We start from the raw sequence: 15,052 nt of genomic DNA on the forward strand, positions 1-15,052 counted from the left end.
GTGGAAACAGATCCCGCTTCACATTGAGGCAGGCAATCGCGTAAAGTAAGCCTCTAACGAAATCCGGGTGGGCAGTATTCCGGTTACGGTTGGTACAGCCCGCTACAGTCAACAGCGACTCCGACAAGGCAGCACTTTTTGCCGTGGAGCGCCTGAATCAGGAAAAGGTAATGAGCGGAAATATCGTTAATGTCACCGACGCTTCTTTCGAACAGGACGTACTGAAATCTGACGTCCCGGTACTGGTGGATTACTGGGCAGAGTGGTGTGGCCCGTGCAAGATGATTGCCCCGGTTCTGGAAGAAATCGCCGACGAATACGACGGCAAGCTCAAGGTCTGCAAGCTCAACATCGACGAAAACGAACAGACCCCGCCCAAGTTCAACATCCGTGGCATCCCCACCCTTATGCTGTTCAAGAACGGCAACGTGGATGCCACCAAAGTGGGCGCATTGTCCAAGTCACAACTCGCCGCCTTCCTCGACAGCAACCTCTGATCCGCTGTTGAAGAAAACCGCCCCTGAACATGGTTCACGGGCGGTTTTTTTGTGCCTCAATCACCCTCACTGGCTGCCAGTCGAAAAGTGAGCTTTATTCCCAGGCCCTGGAGCGTTCCAGGTCCGAGTCTTTTTGCTCTACCCAGTGTTCGGTGTCTCCGGTGATTTCCTTTTTCCAGAACGGGGCTGACGTTTTCAGGGCGTCCATGATGAATTCGCAGGCTGCAAATGCATCCCCCCGGTGAGCACTGCAAACGCCGACAAACACGATCTGATCCGACAGCGCCAGCCGCCCAACCCGATGAATCACCCTTGCCTTGCGGACATCCCAGCGCTGAGAAGCAGAGTCTATCAGCCCCTGGATCACCTGTTCAGTCATGCCAGGGTAGTGCTCCAGGAACAGCCCGGTCACCCCGGACAGGTCCCCGGAATCCCTGACCAGCCCGGAGAAGGTGGCTACCGCCCCGGTACCAGAGCCGGAGGCTCGCAGCGCCTCATATTCAGCACCGACATCGAAATCTTCCGTCTGGACAGAAATCATTTCAACCTCCGGTCACTGGTGGAAAAAAGGCCACTTCATCGCCTGGCGTGACCGGCGTTGACGGCTTGGCCATGGCCTGGTTGACGGCCACCATGACCGGCTGATCGCCCTTCAGTTGAGCCCAGGGGCCACCCCGGGCGGCCAGTTCCGACAGCACGCCCTCAACGGTTTGGCCCGGGGTTGCCGGCAACTCAAGGCTCTCGGTATCAAGCTCCTCGCGAAGCCGTGCAAAAAAACGAACAGTCAGGTTCTGGTCAGTCATGATCAGCTCATCAGTTCAGGGTATGAGTAATACATTACCGGATCACCGATATTGATGGTGCTGTTTTCCGGCACCACCGCCAGGCCGGAACTCCAGCATGCGGCGCTCAGCACGCCGGAGCTCTGGTTCGGGGCGGCGGACACCGAGGCTGCGGCACCGATACCTGTCTTGCGTGCGCGCATAAACTCCCGGCGGATAGAGGGTGAATGTGTGGTGAAGTCGGCGGGCAGCCACTCCCCAACCGGCAACGCGTCGGGTCGCCCCTGGCGTTTGCGAATGTAGGGCATCACGATGATCATAAAGGAAGTCAGCACTGAGGCCGGATTGCCAGGCAGCCCGAGCACCGGCGTGTCGTCAATGCTGCCGAACGCCAGTGGTTTGCCAGGCTTGATGGCCAGCCGCCACAACGACAGCCGGCCGGACTCCTCAAGCACTGCGCGCACATGGTCTTCTTCACCCACAGACACGCCGCCACTGGTGATGATCAGATCAGCTTGTCTCGCCGCATCCTGCAGGGCCTGGCGGGTGCCGTCGCGAGTATCGCGAACCGTGTCGCAGACGATAGCCTCACAACCGGCCTGGGCCAGTAATCCGAGCAGCGTGTAGCGATTACTGTTGTAGATCTGCCCGGGGGCAAGCGGTTCTCCGGGTTGTACCAGTTCATCTCCGGTGCTCAGAATAGCCACCCGCAAACGCTCCAGTACAGGCACCTGTGCGATACCCATAGAGGCCAGCAATCCCATTTCCTGGGGGCGAATAAGGGTGCCCCGGGACAACGCCAGCTCCCCCTGGGCCAGGTCCTGGCCGCGACGACGAATGTTCTGTCCGGCGCTGACTTCTGCCAAGATGAGTACGCTGTCATCGGTGCGTTCCACCCGCTCCTGCATCACTACCGCATCGGCACCTGCAGGAATCTCTGAACCGGTAAAGATTCGCACCGCGGTGCCTGGTTCGAGTGGTTTGGGGGCGGTACCCGCCGGTACCCGGTCAGAGACCGCCAACGCTCGCCCGGGGGTCACGTCTGAGTGATGCAGGGCATAGCCGTCCACAGCGCTGTTGTCGGCGGGGGGAACATTCGCCGGCACATACTGGTTTTCGGCCAGGACCCGGCCCAGGCATTCGCTGAGTGACACAGGCCGGGATTGCGTTATCGCCGTGGCGCGGCTCAGGATGTGATTGAGCGCGTCGTCAACAGAGATCAGGTCAGAACCTGCCATGGTACCTCCCGGTTATTTTTCTGCACGATGGCCAATGACTTCCTGGAGCCGACTGAAGGCCCGCTCTGGTTTGCGCAGGACCAGTCCGGAATAGTTGCAGGGGCCGTGCCGGCTGTCCAGCTGGTCTTTCAGAATGCCCTCCCAGCCCGTCCTGCAGGCACCGGTTGAGCCCGGCAGACAGAAAATAACGGTGTTGTTGGCCATGCCACCGAATGACCGGGACTGAATCGTGGAAGAGCGGATTTCCAGCGCCGATAACCTGCGAAATTCCTCCCCAAAACCTTCAATGACCTTGTCCAGCAGCGGCTTGACCGCTTCCGGTGTGCTGTCTCGCTCGTGAAAGCCCGTGCCGCCAGTTATGATCACCGCCTGAATTTCCTGGTCGGCAATCCACTGGGAAATGATCGCCCGTATCAGGTAGACGTCGTCCGGAAGTATCCGGCGAGACACCAGCCGATGACCGGCCTCGACAACATTGTCTTCGAGGAACTGCCCGGAGGTGTCCTGCTCGAAACCCCGTGTGTCAGATACCGTCAGAATGGCAATATTCAGAGGTGTGAGTTCCTTGGTAAGCTCAGTGCTCATAGCTTGGCTCCGCTCTACTGCATTCGAGATGCATTCATCAATAGTAGTGTCAGTATCCGTATACGGGCCTCAGATGGGAAGGGAGTAACCCATCAGAGGGAGGTGTGCCGGTGACAGAAGATCATGAAACTGACTTAATTTTGGGCACAGGTCTTGACAGACGCCTTCAAGGTGGTCGATTATGCGGCTTGCCCGGCGAACAGTTGTTCCCACTCTCTGGCTTCAGCAAACAAATCCGGCTTCCATCTGCACCGGTTGCTCCATCTAGCCAGCACCATGTTTCAGCTTTTTTTGATCAACACGTTCAGGGGCACCCCTGTCATTCCAACAGTCGTTTACTTCCATTCCTGACAATCCTACAAATTATGAATCTTACTGAACTCAAGCAGAAATCTGTGCCCGAATTGCTCGACATCGCGCAAGAAATGGGCTTGGACAACCTGGCTCGCTCGCGCAAACAGGATGTTATCTTTACTATCCTGAAGAAACACGCCAAGAGCGGCGAAGACATCTACGGCGACGGCGTACTGGAAATTCTGCAGGACGGTTTCGGCTTCCTTCGCTCCGGTGACGCCTCCTATCTGGCCGGCCCGGACGATATCTATGTTTCCCCCAGCCAGATTCGCCGTTTCAACCTGCGTACCGGCGATACCGTCTCCGGTAAGATCCGTCCTCCCAAGGATGGTGAGCGTTACTTCGCTCTGCTGAAAGTTAACGAGATTAACTTTGACAAGCCGGATAACGCCCGCAACAAGATTCTGTTTGAAAACCTGACTCCCTTGTTCCCCCAGGAGCGTTTGACCCTGGAAGTGGGCAACGGCAGTACCGAAGACCTTTCGTCTCGGGTGCTCGACCTGGTGGCCCCGATCGGTAAAGGCCAGCGTGGTCTGATCGTGTCCCCGCCCAAGGCCGGTAAAACGCTGCTGATGCAGGGCATCGCCCAGTCCATCGCCCGTAACAACCCGGAATGTCATCTGATGGTGCTGCTGATTGACGAGCGCCCGGAAGAAGTGACCGAGATGCAGCGCACCGTGCGCGGTGAGGTTGTGGCCTCCACCTTCGACGAGCCGCCAGCCCGTCATGTGCAGGTAGCGGAAATGGTAATCGAGAAGGCCAAGCGCCTGGTCGAGCACAAGAAGGATGTGATCATCCTGCTGGACTCAATCACCCGCCTGGCCCGTGCCTACAACACGGTGATTCCCTCGTCCGGCAAGGTGCTCACCGGTGGTGTTGACGCCCATGCCCTGGAAAAACCCAAGCGCTTCTTTGGCGCGGCCCGGAATGTGGAAGAGGGCGGCAGCCTGACCATCCTGGCGACCGCGCTGGTGGATACCGGTTCCAAGATGGACGAGGTTATCTACGAGGAGTTCAAGGGCACCGGTAACATGGAAGTGCACCTTGACCGCAAAATTGCCGAGAAGCGAGTTTACCCGGCCATCAACATCCGTCGTTCCGGCACCCGCCGTGAAGACCTGCTGATGAGCGAAGCAGACATCCAGCGCGTGTGGATTCTGCGCAAGCTCCTGCACTCCATGGACGACGACACCGGTGCACTGGAATTCCTGCTCGACAAGCTGCGTGACACCAAGACCAACGACGAGTTCTTCCAGTCCATGAAGCGTCGTTAATGCCGGTCCCCCTGCTCGTTTGAACACAGGGAGCGTTGCACTCCCGAAGTTCAAAGAACAAGGCCGGGAGAGGGTGTCAAAACCATCAGGAAAACCACCGTTTTCCGTTTTGACACCCTCTCCCGGCCTTGTTCTGACTCCGAACCAAAAAATGAAAAGGCTGAATACAGGGCAGTCCGGTTAAGCCCAAACTCCGTAGTACCGTAGACCAGAAACGGAGCACACCATGAAATACAACGACCTCAGAGACTTCATCAGCCAGCTGGAAAAGCTGGGTGAGCTGAAACGCATCAGCGTAGAAGTCGACCCCCACCTGGAAATGACCGAAATCTGCGACCGTACCCTGCGGGCCGGTGGGCCGGCGTTGTTGTTTGAAAACCCGAAAGGCTATGTCATGCCCGTTCTGGCGAACCTGTTTGGCACGCCCAAGCGAGTGGCCCTGGGGATGGGGCAGGAAGACGTGGCGGCATTGCGCGAGGTCGGCAAGCTACTGGCGTTTCTGAAAGAGCCGGATCCCCCCAAAGGCTTCAAGGATGCCATCGAGAAACTACCGATCTTCAAACAGGTGATGCGCATGAGCCCGAAAGTGCTCCGCTCGGCACCCTGCCAGGAGGTGGTGATCGACAAAGACCAGGTTGACCTGTACCAGATTCCGGTCCAGCACTGCTGGCCCGGTGACGCCGGCCCGCTGGTAACCTGGCCGCTGGTGATCACCCGGGGGCCCAATAAAGAGCGCCAGAACCTGGGTATCTATCGGCAGCAGGTGATTGGCCGTAACCGGTTGATCATGCGCTGGCTCAGTCATCGGGGCGGGGCGCTGGACTACCAGGAATTCCGCCGGGCCAACCCGGACAAACCTTACCCGGTGGCGGTTGCCCTGGGCGCGGACCCGGCGACCATTCTCGGCGCCGTTACCCCCGTGCCAGATTCGTTGTCCGAGTACGCTTTCGCCGGGCTGTTAAGGGGCGCCCGTACCGAGCTGGTAAAGGCTGGCCTGAGTGACTTGCAGGTGCCTGCCAGTGCCGAGATTGTGCTTGAAGGGTTTATCTACCCGGACGACGTGGCTCCCGAAGGGCCCTTCGGTGACCATACCGGCTATTACAACGAGGTGGACCATTTCCCGGTGTTCACCGTGGAGCGAATCACGCACCGCCGAGACCCGATATACCACAGCACCTATACCGGCCGGCCGCCCGATGAGCCGGCGGTGCTGGGGGTGGCGTTGAACGAAGTCTTCATCCCGATCCTGCAGAAACAGTTTCCGGAGATTGTGGATTTCTATCTGCCGCCGGAAGGCTGTTCCTATCGGCTGGCCATCGTTACCATGAAAAAACAGTACCCGGGCCATGCCAAACGGGTGATGATGGGCGTATGGTCATTCCTGCGGCAGTTTATGTACACCAAGTTCGTGATTGTCACTGATGACGACGTGAACGCCCGCAGTTGGGAAGATGTGATCTGGGCGATGACTACCCGGATGGACCCGGTTCGGGACACCACGATGGTGGAGAATACACCGATCGACTATCTCGACTTCGCCTCGCCGGTGTCTGGCCTGGGTTCGAAAATGGGCCTGGATGCCACCAACAAATGGCCGGGTGAGACCGATCGGGAGTGGGGCACCGCGATCACCATGACCGATGAGGTCAAGCAGCGGGTGGATGATCTGTGGGACAGCCTCGGCATTGAAATTCCCGCCGCTCGCCCCGATTGACAGGAGCAGCCGGATGCATCGGATTCGGCTTCAGCCCTCCGGCCTGGGTTTTCAGGTGGCAGACGATACGGACTTGCTGCTGGGGGCTGCTGAGTCCGGTATTCAGGTGCCGGCCGCCTGCAGAAATGGCGTTTGTGAAATCTGTGAGGCCCGGCTGGTGTCCGGTCAGGCCCTGAATACCCGTAATCAGAAACTAATCACGGTCGGTGAGCGTTTAATGATGTGTCGAACCCTGGCGCTGACTGACCTGAAACTGGAGATACCCGCCGTTATGGCATCAGGAAATCATCAACCCCGGCAATACCTGGCGAAAGTGGTGGACGTGCGCTCCATCAGTCACGATGTGTATCGGGTTGAATTGCAGTTGCCGAAGCGCCGTGAGGTGGCTTTTCACGCCGGCCAGTACCTGTCGGTAAACCTTCCGGGTGCTGAGCCCTGCTATTTTTCGATTGCCAGCAGCCCCTCGGCCGCCAACATTGAGTTACACATCCAGGCTTCGCCGGAGTGGGTATCTGCCCAGAAGGTGATCGATGCCCTGACCTCCGGGCAGGATGTTACCGTGGAATTGCCCCACGGCAAGGCGTGCCTGGCTGCAGCACCGGAAAAGCCGATGCTGATGGTAGCGGCAGGCACCGGTTTTGCCCAGATGAAAAGCCTGTGCGAATTCCTGCAGGAAACCCGTTTCCAGCACCCGGTCAAATTGTACTGGGGGGTGCGCAAGCACGAGGATATGTATCTGCGGTCGCTGGCCCAGCAATGGCATGACGACTGGCCACCGTTCAGCTTCTTCCCGGTGGTCGGTGACGACGAGGACAACGATTGGGGCGGCCATCACGATCAGTTGGTGGGTGCCGTACTGGCATCCGGGGCTGACTGGCAAAATGTGGAGGTGCATGCCAGTGGCTCTCCAGCAATGGTCTACACGCTGATGGATGCGCTGATGGCTGAAGGCCTACCAAAGCAGGCGTTCTTTTCGGATGTGTTGGAGTACGCTCCGCGGGATTGAACGCCGCTGTGGTCAGATAAAAAGGCCGGATGTAACCATCCGGCCTTTCTGTTTCCCGTGTCAGGCCCTTGGCATGGGCAGGTCTGGCAGGCTGTTATCGCTTTCCAGTCCTTGCATCAGCAGCTTGATGCTGGCTTCTTCTTCACCCATGTGAGCATTCAGCCGGCTTAACTCGGCCAGGGTTTCCCGGCTACGGCGCAGGTGCAGGCTGGTCTGGAAATACTCTTTTGCCTTGCCCCAGAGCTCGTTACGCAGGCTGAGACGGCCCAGGGCCAGCAACAGCTCCGCATTATTGGGACGGTCTTTCAGCCACTGTTCGGCAATCAGCAGCTGCTCTTCGGGCTGGTTGCCCTTGACCCGCCCATACAGGTTGATGAGCTCATCGCTCCAGTGGTTTCTCAGTACCTTGCGCAACAGGGTTTCGGCCTGGGCTTCGTCACCCAGCCTGGCCAGCAGGCTGGCGTAATCCCGGATGGTGTATTCGTCCCGGCGCACAAAGCCGGGCAGTTCGTCCCATAACCGGGTCAGCGGTTCCAGAGACGCCTCGGGGTTGTCTTTGCGCAATTTCTGGGTGTCTTCTGCGGCCCTTTCCAGCAGGTTATGCCATACCTGCCGTTCCAGCTCGTCCAGCTCTTTGCCTGGCAATACATCCCGCTTGCGAAGCTCCGGTATCAGCCGGGACAGCTCACGCCAGTCTTCCAGGCGCAGGTAGGTGTTCTTCAGCAGCTTCAGCACAAACGGATGATGGGGCGATTCCTTGCGAAGGCGCAGCAGAGTGGCCAAGGCCTGCTCCAGCCGGTTGCCTGCCAGTTGCAGCTGGGCCTGGGTCAACCCCACGGCCATGTTGGAGCCAGGTGTGCTGTCATAGGCTTTGCGCAGCAGCTCATCCACCGCCTCGTGGTCACCGGTTTCAAAGGCCGCCTGGGCGGCAGCAAGATAGTTGATCAGCGGTGTGTCGGCTTTGTCTGCCGAGGAAGCGAGCAGCTTGCGGGCGCGGGGCCAGTTGCCCTCGGCCAGTGCCAGCAGGCCCTGGGTAGTGCGGCGCCTGGCCCGGCGTTCGTTGCCCCGGGATACCCAGCCGGCCACCATGCCGGTGCCCTGGCGCAGGTGCCTCAGGGTGTTGATCAGAGAAACCGCCAGTACCACCAGCAGAATCATAAGTCCAAGACCCATCCAGAAATTGGTCTCAATCAGGTAGTGGCCCAGGCTGATGCGGATATAACCCAGATCGTAGGTCAGCCCCAGTGATAAGGCAGTGCCAATCAACAGCGCAACCAGCAGGAGGAGCAGCAGCCGGATCATGAGTCATTGCCCTCGCGTTCGGTTCCGGAGGCTTCTTCGTTACCGGTCGCGAGCCGGCCAGCCAGCCGTTCTTTCAGTAAACCGAGAGACTGGCTGATATCCGGCAGGGTGGGGTCGACATTGCGGCCAGCCAGTTCTGTCAGGGTGTCGGCCAGTCCCCGGATTGCCGGATTGGTTAAGTCGTACCAGTCGCTGACGGTGTTGATGGCTTTGTTAAGGGCCCGTTCATACAACGGCTGGTTGCCCCGAAGCACGGCCATTTCGGCCTCCTCCAGCATCAACTGAAGGTTAAGCCGTGCCCAGGCGCTCTGGTCCGGCGACAACAGCGGTTTGACGGGCTCGTCCATGCGACGTACCACGATCACTTGTTTCAGGGTGTCGAGAAAACGGTTCCAGCCCCGTACAAACATATTGCGGCCGTCGGTTGGGGCGTTGGGATCTTCGGTCATCCGGAAGCCGGGGGCCTGGTCGTGAATCAGGGCCTGGTCGGTCAGGTCATGGATGCTGGCGATGGCGGCTTCCAGTTTCAGGTACAGCCCTGTTCGGTCAACACCCTGAATACCGCGCAGTGACAGAATTTCCCGGGCCAGCTGTTGGCGAACCGGGTAAACTCCAATGTCGTCGGATTCCCGCAGAACTTCATCTGCGGACTCCAGGGCGGACAGGGCACCCCGGATATCTTTTTCGATCAACAGGCGTTGGTTAGCAATGCGCAGCAGGTATTCTGCCTCTGCCAGCAACCAGTCGGTTCGGGTACGATTGCCGGCTTCCAGCAGTTCCCGGGCATTGTGGTCAATTTGTCGCTGCTGGGTTGCAATCAGCTCCCGCTGGGCTGACAGGTTATTCTCCAGTGACTGCAGGCGCTGGCTTTGTTCGGTGCCCCGGCTGCCATAACGGTTCTCCAGCTGTGCCGTGTCCTGGCGAAGCTCCTGAATGACTAACATGGTGGTTTTGTGAGTCTGCCATTGTTGCCAGTTCCAGAACGCCAGGGCCAGCGCAATAATCAGTGCGAGGATGGCGATCAGCCAGACTGGCCACAGGCGTACTCGAGTGGCATTGGCCGGGCTAACCGGGGCGGGCAGTTGCTTTGTTGTTTCAGTCACGGGCATCCTTACTTGGTTTACCGTTGTCACCGGCCGCCTTCGTTATCCGGGAGGCCACACTGGTCACGAGGTTCTGGTCAGCCAGGCCGTCCGGGATCAGTATATTCCTGAAGCCGGCCTTGTGGGCGTGCTCCGATACGCGTTCCGCAGGAACCACCAACAGCGCATCGTGCAGGGTCTGTTGGAACGCGCTGCCAACGTCAATCAGATTGTTCAGGGTTTCGCCGGAAAGCGCAATGATCACCTCCGGCCGGAACGCAGCAAAATTGTCTTGCAGCTCATTGGCAGCATAGTATGGCCGGAAGCGTCGGTACAGCGGCAGGACCGTTATGCGCGCGCCCCTCTGCTCCAGAGTCTGCCGAATCAGCTCCCGGCCATCTTCGCCCCGGGCCAGGAGCACTTTCTCGTGTTCCAGGTCCTGCAAGCCGGGCAAAGCCAGAAGGGCTTCACTGGTCCAACCGTTTTCCGGTTTGTTCGGGAGCAAACCATGCTCGGCGAAAACTGCTGCGGTACCGGCGCCCACGCCATACCACTGGATGCCCATAGGCACCTGGGGCCACCAATGATCGATTTCGTCCAGCAGTAAGCTGGCTGCGTAGGGGCTGACGGCAATGATGTGGGAAAAGTTATCCAGTTCCTGCAGTATCGATCGGCGCTCTGGTGCTTCAGGCAGCGGTTCCCTGGCCATCAGGGGCATCTGGCGAACCTCGGCGCCGGCTGCCCGGAAGGCCTGAGCCAGCCGGCTGGCCTCAGGCTCCGGCCGGCAAATCAGTATGCGCCGGCCCTGCAAGGGCAGGGCCTGGCTATTCCGATCAGCTTGGGGTGTGGCCATAGATCTCAGCCAGTACCTTGTCGGCCCCCATGGCCAGCAGTTGCTCGGCCAGTTCACGGCCCAGACGTTCGCCTTCGGCGCGGGGCGCTCGGCCTTCCACCCGGAAAATCTCGGTGCCGTCGACAGCCCCCACCAGTCCACGCAGCCACAATGTGTTGTCGTCTTCCAGCAGGGCATAGGCGGCAATGGGAACCTGGCAGCCACCTTCAAGGCGCCGGTTCAGGGCCCTTTCTGCGTTCACCCGGTCAGAAGTATCGTCGTGATTCAGCGGTGCCAGCAATGCCCGCAGCTCGCTGTCATCGAGGCGGCATTCAATACCCAGCGCGCCCTGGCCAACGGCCGGAAGCGACACGGTATCGGGCATGCAGTAGCGTATCCGGTCGTGAAAGCCCAGGCGCTTGAGGCCGGAGCTGGCCAGGACAATGGCGTCGTACTCGCCGGCATCCAGCTTGGCCAATCGGGTGTTGACGTTGCCTCGCAGCATTTTGATTTCCAGATCCGGGCGATTGGCCCTGAGCTGGGTTTCACGGCGCAGGCTTGAGGTGCCAACCACGGCTCCCTGGGGCAGTTGGTCCAGGTTATCGTAGTGGTTACTGACGAAGGCGTCGGTCGGGTCTTCCCGCTCGCAGATGGCCACTAGCCCGAGGCCTTCCGGGAACTCCATCGGTACGTCTTTCATGGAATGCACTGCAAGATCGGCCCGGCCGTCCAGCATGGCTTCTTCCAGTTCCTTCACAAACAGACCCTTGCCACCAATCTTGGCCAGTGGTACGTCCAGAATTTTGTCGCCCTGAGTCTTGATCTTCACCAGCTCCACGGTGATGTGATCGTGCAGCCTTTCCAGTTCGGATTTGATGAATTCCGCCTGCCACAACGCCAGGGCGCTGCTGCGGGTTGCAATGCGAAGGGTTCGTGTTGACATGGCACTCACAGTCGTAGGAAAAATGTGCCCCAAGGTTACCTTGTGGCAACGAAAAAGTCCCGCCGTAGACGGCCGTGTACCCCGTCAGGGGGAGGGTTGGTGCTCCTGTAACCACTGCCTGACATGGCTTGCATGGCGACGGCTGACCGGTAGCAGGGTATCTGAGTCGTTCAGTGCCAGCATACTCTGGCCGTCGTTGTTGCGCCGCAGGGCCTGAATGAAGCGTACGCCAACCAGGGTGTGCCGGTGAATACGCAACAGGTGTTCCGGGTAGGCCTGTTCCAGTTCTTTCAGGGTGTAATCACAGACTGTTTCACCCCGGCTGTGGTGCAGGGTGACGTACTTCTGGTCCGCTTCGCAGTAGCGGATGTCGGCAAGATCAATCAGTTCTGTTCCCCGGTGGGTCCGCACGGCAACCTGTTCGGTGGTCAGGTCGCTGTTGTGGGTCAGGGCCTGGAGCTGAACCCGGTTGACCTTTCCTGCCCGTGCCAGTGCGTCTGCCAGAGCCTCCCGCCGCACCGGTTTGAGCAGGTAGGCGATGGCGCGAACCTCGAATGCCTGGATGGCATAGTGGTCGTAGGCAGTGCAGAAAATCACCGCCGGCGGGTTGTTGAGCTGGCTTAGCTGGTGCGCCGCTTCCATGCCATCCATGCCCGGCATGCGAATGTCCATCAGCAGGATATCGGGTTCCAACTCGGCCACTTTGCGCAGGGCGTCGTTGCCATCGGTCGCTTCACCGCACACCCGGTAATCCGGCAGTTCTTCCACCAGGCGTTGAATGCGCTGCCGGGCCAGGGGTTCGTCGTCTGCGATCAGAATGCGCTGCGGTTGTTGGTTCATGGTGCTCCTGAGGTCGCCTGGTTCCAATTCAGCTTGCCTTCCTTTCGGGTAGCCGGAGAGTGACGGTGTAAGTATTGTGCTGATGACTGTGTTTGAGTACAGCGGGTTCGCCAAACAGGGCTTGAAGCCTGGCCTGGATGTTCGCCAGGGCCACCTGGTTACCCTGATGCTGGCGGCTGCCGGACTCCGGCTTCGGATTCTGGACCATCAAGTATACAAAATGCCCTTTGGCATAGGCTTCGACACGTACCGTACCGCCCTCAGGCCGTGGCTGAATGCCGTGATAGATGGCGTTTTCCACCAGCGGCTGCAGAGTCAGTGGCGGAATGGCCTGTTGCTCCAGGCCCGGCTGTATGTCCCAGTCCAGGGTTAACCGCTCTCCCAGGCGCAGGGCTTCTATGGCCAGATAACGCTGGCACAGCTCAAGTTCACGGCTGAGCGGCACCAGTTGATCATCGGTGCGCAGGCTGGCCCGGAACAGTTCGGAGAGATCCAGTATGGCCTCCTCGGCCTGCTCGGGATTGCTGGCGATCAGGCTGGCAATGGTGTTCATGCTGTTAAACAGGAAGTGGGGCTGGATTCTGGCCTGCAGCGACGTCAGCCGGGCCTGCATTTCCGCCTCCCGCTGTTGTTGCCACTGGTGCTGCAGATAAAAGTAGCGCAGAACCATCAGTACGATCAGCAGCGCAACCAGCAGTTTCTTGGCAATGCCCTGCCACAGTGCAACCCCCGGCTGTGGGTGCAATACGTTGTCGGCAAACAGACTGAAGGCCAGCACATCCAGCAGCACAATGACCACAATGGCGAGGGTGGCGCGGGCGACGCTCATTTGCGCCAGCCATGGCCGCAGCAGGCAGATCAGTGCGGCACTGGTGAGAGTGGTCCACTGCACGAACAGGGACAGCAAGCCGAAGTAGTTCCAGTCTATCCAGCCGCGCTCGGCCTGCACGATAGACAACACCAGGACAAAAAGCTCACTGGTGACCAGCAGCAGGAACACCGCCCGCACCCGGCAAAGATCGGGCACGTAGAAGTCGGTGGAGTCCTTCTTGTTGATGCCTTTGTCGGTTGCCAGGGGAGTCTCCTTAACCGTGGTCAGAATGCTATACTGCGGCAAATTTTCACTTATCCATTGCCGGCGTGATGATGCCGGGCTGTCAGCAGGAAAGATAGACCATGACGGATCAGAAAAAGTCTGACCAGACCACATCCTCCGAAAAACCCTGGGGTGGCCGCTTCAGCGAGCCCACAGACGCTTTTGTTGAGCGCTTCACCGCGTCGGTCGGTTTTGATCAGCGCCTGTATCACCATGATATTACCGGCTCCATCGCCCATGCCACCATGCTGGCGAAAGTGGGTGTGCTCACTGACGCTGAGCGAGACCAGATTATTGAGGGCCTGAAAGGCGTCAAAGAAGACATCGAGGCCGGCCGCTTCGAATGGTCTGTGAGCCTTGAAGACGTGCACATGAACATCGAAGCCCGGCTGACCGACCGCATCGGGATTACCGGTAAAAAGCTGCACACCGGCCGCAGCCGTAACGACCAGGTGGCCACTGATATCCGCCTGTACCTGCGGGACGAAATCGACGTGATTGCCGAGGAACTGGCCCGCCTGCAGGCTGGCCTGCTGGACCTGGCCGAGCGTGAAGCAGACACCATCATGCCCGGCTTCACCCACCTGCAGACCGCCCAGCCGGTCACTTTCGGCCACCACCTGTTGGCCTGGTATGAGATGCTGGTGCGCGATGCCGATCGTCTGCAGGACTGCCGCAAGCGGGTGAATGTGATGCCCCTGGGCGCTGCCGCCCTGGCCGGCACCACTTACCCGATCGACCGTAACCTGACCGCGGAACTGCTGGGCTTTGACCGGCCCACTGAAAACAGCCTGGATTCGGTGTCTGACCGGGACTTCGCCATTGAATTCTGCAGCTTTGCCGCGCTGTTGATGACCCACCTGTCCCGGTTCAGTGAAGAGCTGGTGCTGTGGACCTCCGCCCAGTTTGATTTCATCGACCTGCCGGACCGTTTCTGCACCGGGTCTTCCATCATGCCCCAGAAGAAGAACCCGGATGTGCCGGAGCTGGTGCGGGGCAAGACCGGCCGGGTCAATGGCCACCTGATCAGCCTGCTGACTCTGATGAAAAGCCAGCCGCTGGCCTACAACAAGGACAATCAGGAAGACAAGGAGCCGCTGTTCGATACCGTCGATACCATCAAGGGTTGCCTGAAGGCCTACGCCGATATGATCCCGGCGATCGAAGCTAAGGCCGAAAACATGCGGGTAGCCGCCAAGCGGGGCTTCTCTACTGCCACCGATCTGGCCGATTACCTGGTCAAGAAAGGCGTGCCGTTCCGGGATGCCCACGAGATTGTCGGCAAATCCGTGGCTTTTGGTGTGGCGGAAGGCCGTGACCTGTCCGATATGGCCCTGGAAGAACTGCAGCAGTTCTCCGACGTGATTGGTGAGGATGTGTTTGACGTCCTGACCCTGGAAGGCTCTGTGCAGGCCCGTGATCACCTGGGCGGCACCGCACCGAACCAGGTGCGTGCCGCAGTAGCTCGCGCCCGCGCAGTCCTGAAGTAATCCGGCTTGGTTGCGGG

General features: G+C 59.3%; 15 protein-coding genes. 5 read left to right on the forward strand and 10 right to left on the reverse strand.

Annotated features, from left to right (window positions below; all coding sequences use genetic code 11):
• Positions 1-170: 170 nt before the first annotated feature.
• A complete protein-coding gene (gene trxA, locus ABIE59_RS12430) occupies positions 171-497 on the forward strand; it encodes a thioredoxin TrxA (protein ID WP_011784020.1) in 327 nt (108 codons plus the stop codon).
• Between the two features lie 94 nt (positions 498-591).
• Here trxA and ABIE59_RS12435 read toward each other — a convergent pair whose 3' ends face one another.
• From ABIE59_RS12435 to moaB, 4 genes are read right to left on the reverse strand one after another with little or no spacing between them, the layout of a single operon-like run.
• Positions 592-1,038 (reverse strand): molybdenum cofactor biosynthesis protein MoaE, encoded by a 447-nt coding sequence (locus ABIE59_RS12435; protein WP_354447311.1) that lies wholly within the window; start codon positions 1,036-1,038, stop codon positions 592-594.
• Position 1,039: 1 nt separating this feature from the next.
• Positions 1,040-1,300 carry a molybdopterin converting factor subunit 1 gene (gene moaD / locus ABIE59_RS12440; RefSeq protein ID WP_354447313.1) on the reverse strand — a complete coding sequence of 87 codons (261 nt, stop codon included), beginning with the start codon at positions 1,298-1,300 and terminating at the stop codon, positions 1,040-1,042.
• A gap of 2 nt (positions 1,301-1,302) precedes the next feature.
• A complete protein-coding gene (locus ABIE59_RS12445; RefSeq protein WP_354447315.1) occupies positions 1,303-2,517 on the reverse strand; it encodes a molybdopterin molybdotransferase MoeA in 1,215 nt (404 codons plus the stop codon).
• A 12-nt stretch (positions 2,518-2,529) separates the two neighbouring features.
• On the reverse strand, positions 2,530-3,102 hold the full coding sequence (moaB, locus tag ABIE59_RS12450) for a molybdenum cofactor biosynthesis protein B (protein ID WP_354447317.1): 573 nt from the start codon (positions 3,100-3,102) through the stop codon (positions 2,530-2,532).
• Between the two features lie 365 nt (positions 3,103-3,467).
• Between moaB and rho the strand changes: the two genes are divergently transcribed.
• The 3 genes from rho to ABIE59_RS12465 all read left to right on the forward strand — a co-directional run bounded on the left by rho (position 3,468) and on the right by ABIE59_RS12465 (position 7,450).
• Positions 3,468-4,730 carry a transcription termination factor Rho gene (gene rho / locus ABIE59_RS12455; protein ID WP_058091947.1) on the forward strand — a complete coding sequence of 421 codons (1,263 nt, stop codon included), beginning with the start codon at positions 3,468-3,470 and terminating at the stop codon, positions 4,728-4,730.
• A gap of 226 nt (positions 4,731-4,956) precedes the next feature.
• Positions 4,957-6,444 (forward strand): 4-hydroxy-3-polyprenylbenzoate decarboxylase, encoded by a 1,488-nt coding sequence (ubiD, locus tag ABIE59_RS12460; RefSeq protein WP_354447319.1) that lies wholly within the window; start codon positions 4,957-4,959, stop codon positions 6,442-6,444.
• Positions 6,445-6,457: 13 nt separating this feature from the next.
• Entirely contained in the window at positions 6,458-7,450 is a 993-nt protein-coding gene (locus tag ABIE59_RS12465) for a 2Fe-2S iron-sulfur cluster-binding protein (RefSeq protein ID WP_354447321.1), read from the forward strand.
• Positions 7,451-7,510: 60 nt separating this feature from the next.
• Here ABIE59_RS12465 and ABIE59_RS12470 read toward each other — a convergent pair whose 3' ends face one another.
• From ABIE59_RS12470 to ABIE59_RS12495, 6 genes are all read right to left on the reverse strand, one after another.
• Complete coding sequence (locus ABIE59_RS12470; protein ID WP_354447323.1) at positions 7,511-8,752, reverse strand: heme biosynthesis HemY N-terminal domain-containing protein; 1,242 nt, start codon at positions 8,750-8,752, stop codon at positions 7,511-7,513.
• Positions 8,749-9,861, reverse strand: coding sequence for a uroporphyrinogen-III C-methyltransferase (locus tag ABIE59_RS12475; RefSeq protein ID WP_354447325.1), 1,113 nt, complete (start codon positions 9,859-9,861; stop codon positions 8,749-8,751). Before ABIE59_RS12475 ends, ABIE59_RS12470 begins: the two co-directional genes overlap by 4 nt.
• Entirely contained in the window at positions 9,848-10,687 is an 840-nt protein-coding gene (locus ABIE59_RS12480) for a uroporphyrinogen-III synthase (RefSeq protein WP_354447327.1), read from the reverse strand. Before ABIE59_RS12480 ends, ABIE59_RS12475 begins: the two co-directional genes overlap by 14 nt.
• Entirely contained in the window at positions 10,668-11,609 is a 942-nt protein-coding gene (hemC, locus tag ABIE59_RS12485; RefSeq protein WP_354447329.1) for a hydroxymethylbilane synthase, read from the reverse strand. The genes ABIE59_RS12480 and hemC overlap by 20 nt, the downstream gene beginning before the upstream one ends.
• Before the next feature lie 84 nt (positions 11,610-11,693).
• Positions 11,694-12,449 (reverse strand): LytR/AlgR family response regulator transcription factor, encoded by a 756-nt coding sequence (locus tag ABIE59_RS12490; protein ID WP_354447331.1) that lies wholly within the window; start codon positions 12,447-12,449, stop codon positions 11,694-11,696.
• Between the two features lie 28 nt (positions 12,450-12,477).
• Positions 12,478-13,566: a sensor histidine kinase gene (locus ABIE59_RS12495; protein WP_502915359.1), complete on the reverse strand. Its 1,089-nt coding sequence runs from the start codon at positions 13,564-13,566 to the stop codon at positions 12,478-12,480.
• Positions 13,567-13,625: 59 nt separating this feature from the next.
• Between ABIE59_RS12495 and argH the strand changes: the two genes are divergently transcribed.
• Positions 13,626-15,035 carry an argininosuccinate lyase gene (argH, locus tag ABIE59_RS12500; RefSeq protein WP_354447333.1) on the forward strand — a complete coding sequence of 470 codons (1,410 nt, stop codon included), beginning with the start codon at positions 13,626-13,628 and terminating at the stop codon, positions 15,033-15,035.
• Positions 15,036-15,052 lie beyond the last annotated feature (17 nt).

The organism is Marinobacter sp. MBR-99 (assembly GCF_040547575.1).
Taxonomy (GTDB): Bacteria; Pseudomonadota; Gammaproteobacteria; order Pseudomonadales; family Oleiphilaceae; genus Marinobacter.

Excerpts from the sequence above, each read along its gene's own strand:
- trxA (WP_011784020.1), top strand. The coding sequence starts at position 171 with ATGAGCGGAAATATCGTTAATGTCACCGACGCTTCTTTCGAACAGGAC.
- ABIE59_RS12435 (WP_354447311.1), bottom strand. The coding sequence starts at position 1,038 with ATGATTTCTGTCCAGACGGAAGATTTCGATGTCGGTGCTGAATATGAG.
- moaD (WP_354447313.1), bottom strand. The coding sequence starts at position 1,300 with ATGACTGACCAGAACCTGACTGTTCGTTTTTTTGCACGGCTTCGCGAG.
- ABIE59_RS12445 (WP_354447315.1), bottom strand. The coding sequence starts at position 2,517 with ATGGCAGGTTCTGACCTGATCTCTGTTGACGACGCGCTCAATCACATC.
- moaB (WP_354447317.1), bottom strand. The coding sequence starts at position 3,102 with ATGAGCACTGAGCTTACCAAGGAACTCACACCTCTGAATATTGCCATT.
- rho (WP_058091947.1), top strand. The coding sequence starts at position 3,468 with ATGAATCTTACTGAACTCAAGCAGAAATCTGTGCCCGAATTGCTCGAC.
- ubiD (WP_354447319.1), top strand. The coding sequence starts at position 4,957 with ATGAAATACAACGACCTCAGAGACTTCATCAGCCAGCTGGAAAAGCTG.
- ABIE59_RS12465 (WP_354447321.1), top strand. The coding sequence starts at position 6,458 with ATGCATCGGATTCGGCTTCAGCCCTCCGGCCTGGGTTTTCAGGTGGCA.
- ABIE59_RS12470 (WP_354447323.1), bottom strand. The coding sequence starts at position 8,752 with ATGATCCGGCTGCTGCTCCTCCTGCTGGTTGCGCTGTTGATTGGCACT.
- ABIE59_RS12475 (WP_354447325.1), bottom strand. The coding sequence starts at position 9,861 with ATGCCCGTGACTGAAACAACAAAGCAACTGCCCGCCCCGGTTAGCCCG.
- ABIE59_RS12480 (WP_354447327.1), bottom strand. The coding sequence starts at position 10,687 with ATGGCCACACCCCAAGCTGATCGGAATAGCCAGGCCCTGCCCTTGCAG.
- hemC (WP_354447329.1), bottom strand. The coding sequence starts at position 11,609 with ATGTCAACACGAACCCTTCGCATTGCAACCCGCAGCAGCGCCCTGGCG.
- ABIE59_RS12490 (WP_354447331.1), bottom strand. The coding sequence starts at position 12,449 with ATGAACCAACAACCGCAGCGCATTCTGATCGCAGACGACGAACCCCTG.
- argH (WP_354447333.1), top strand. The coding sequence starts at position 13,626 with ATGACGGATCAGAAAAAGTCTGACCAGACCACATCCTCCGAAAAACCC.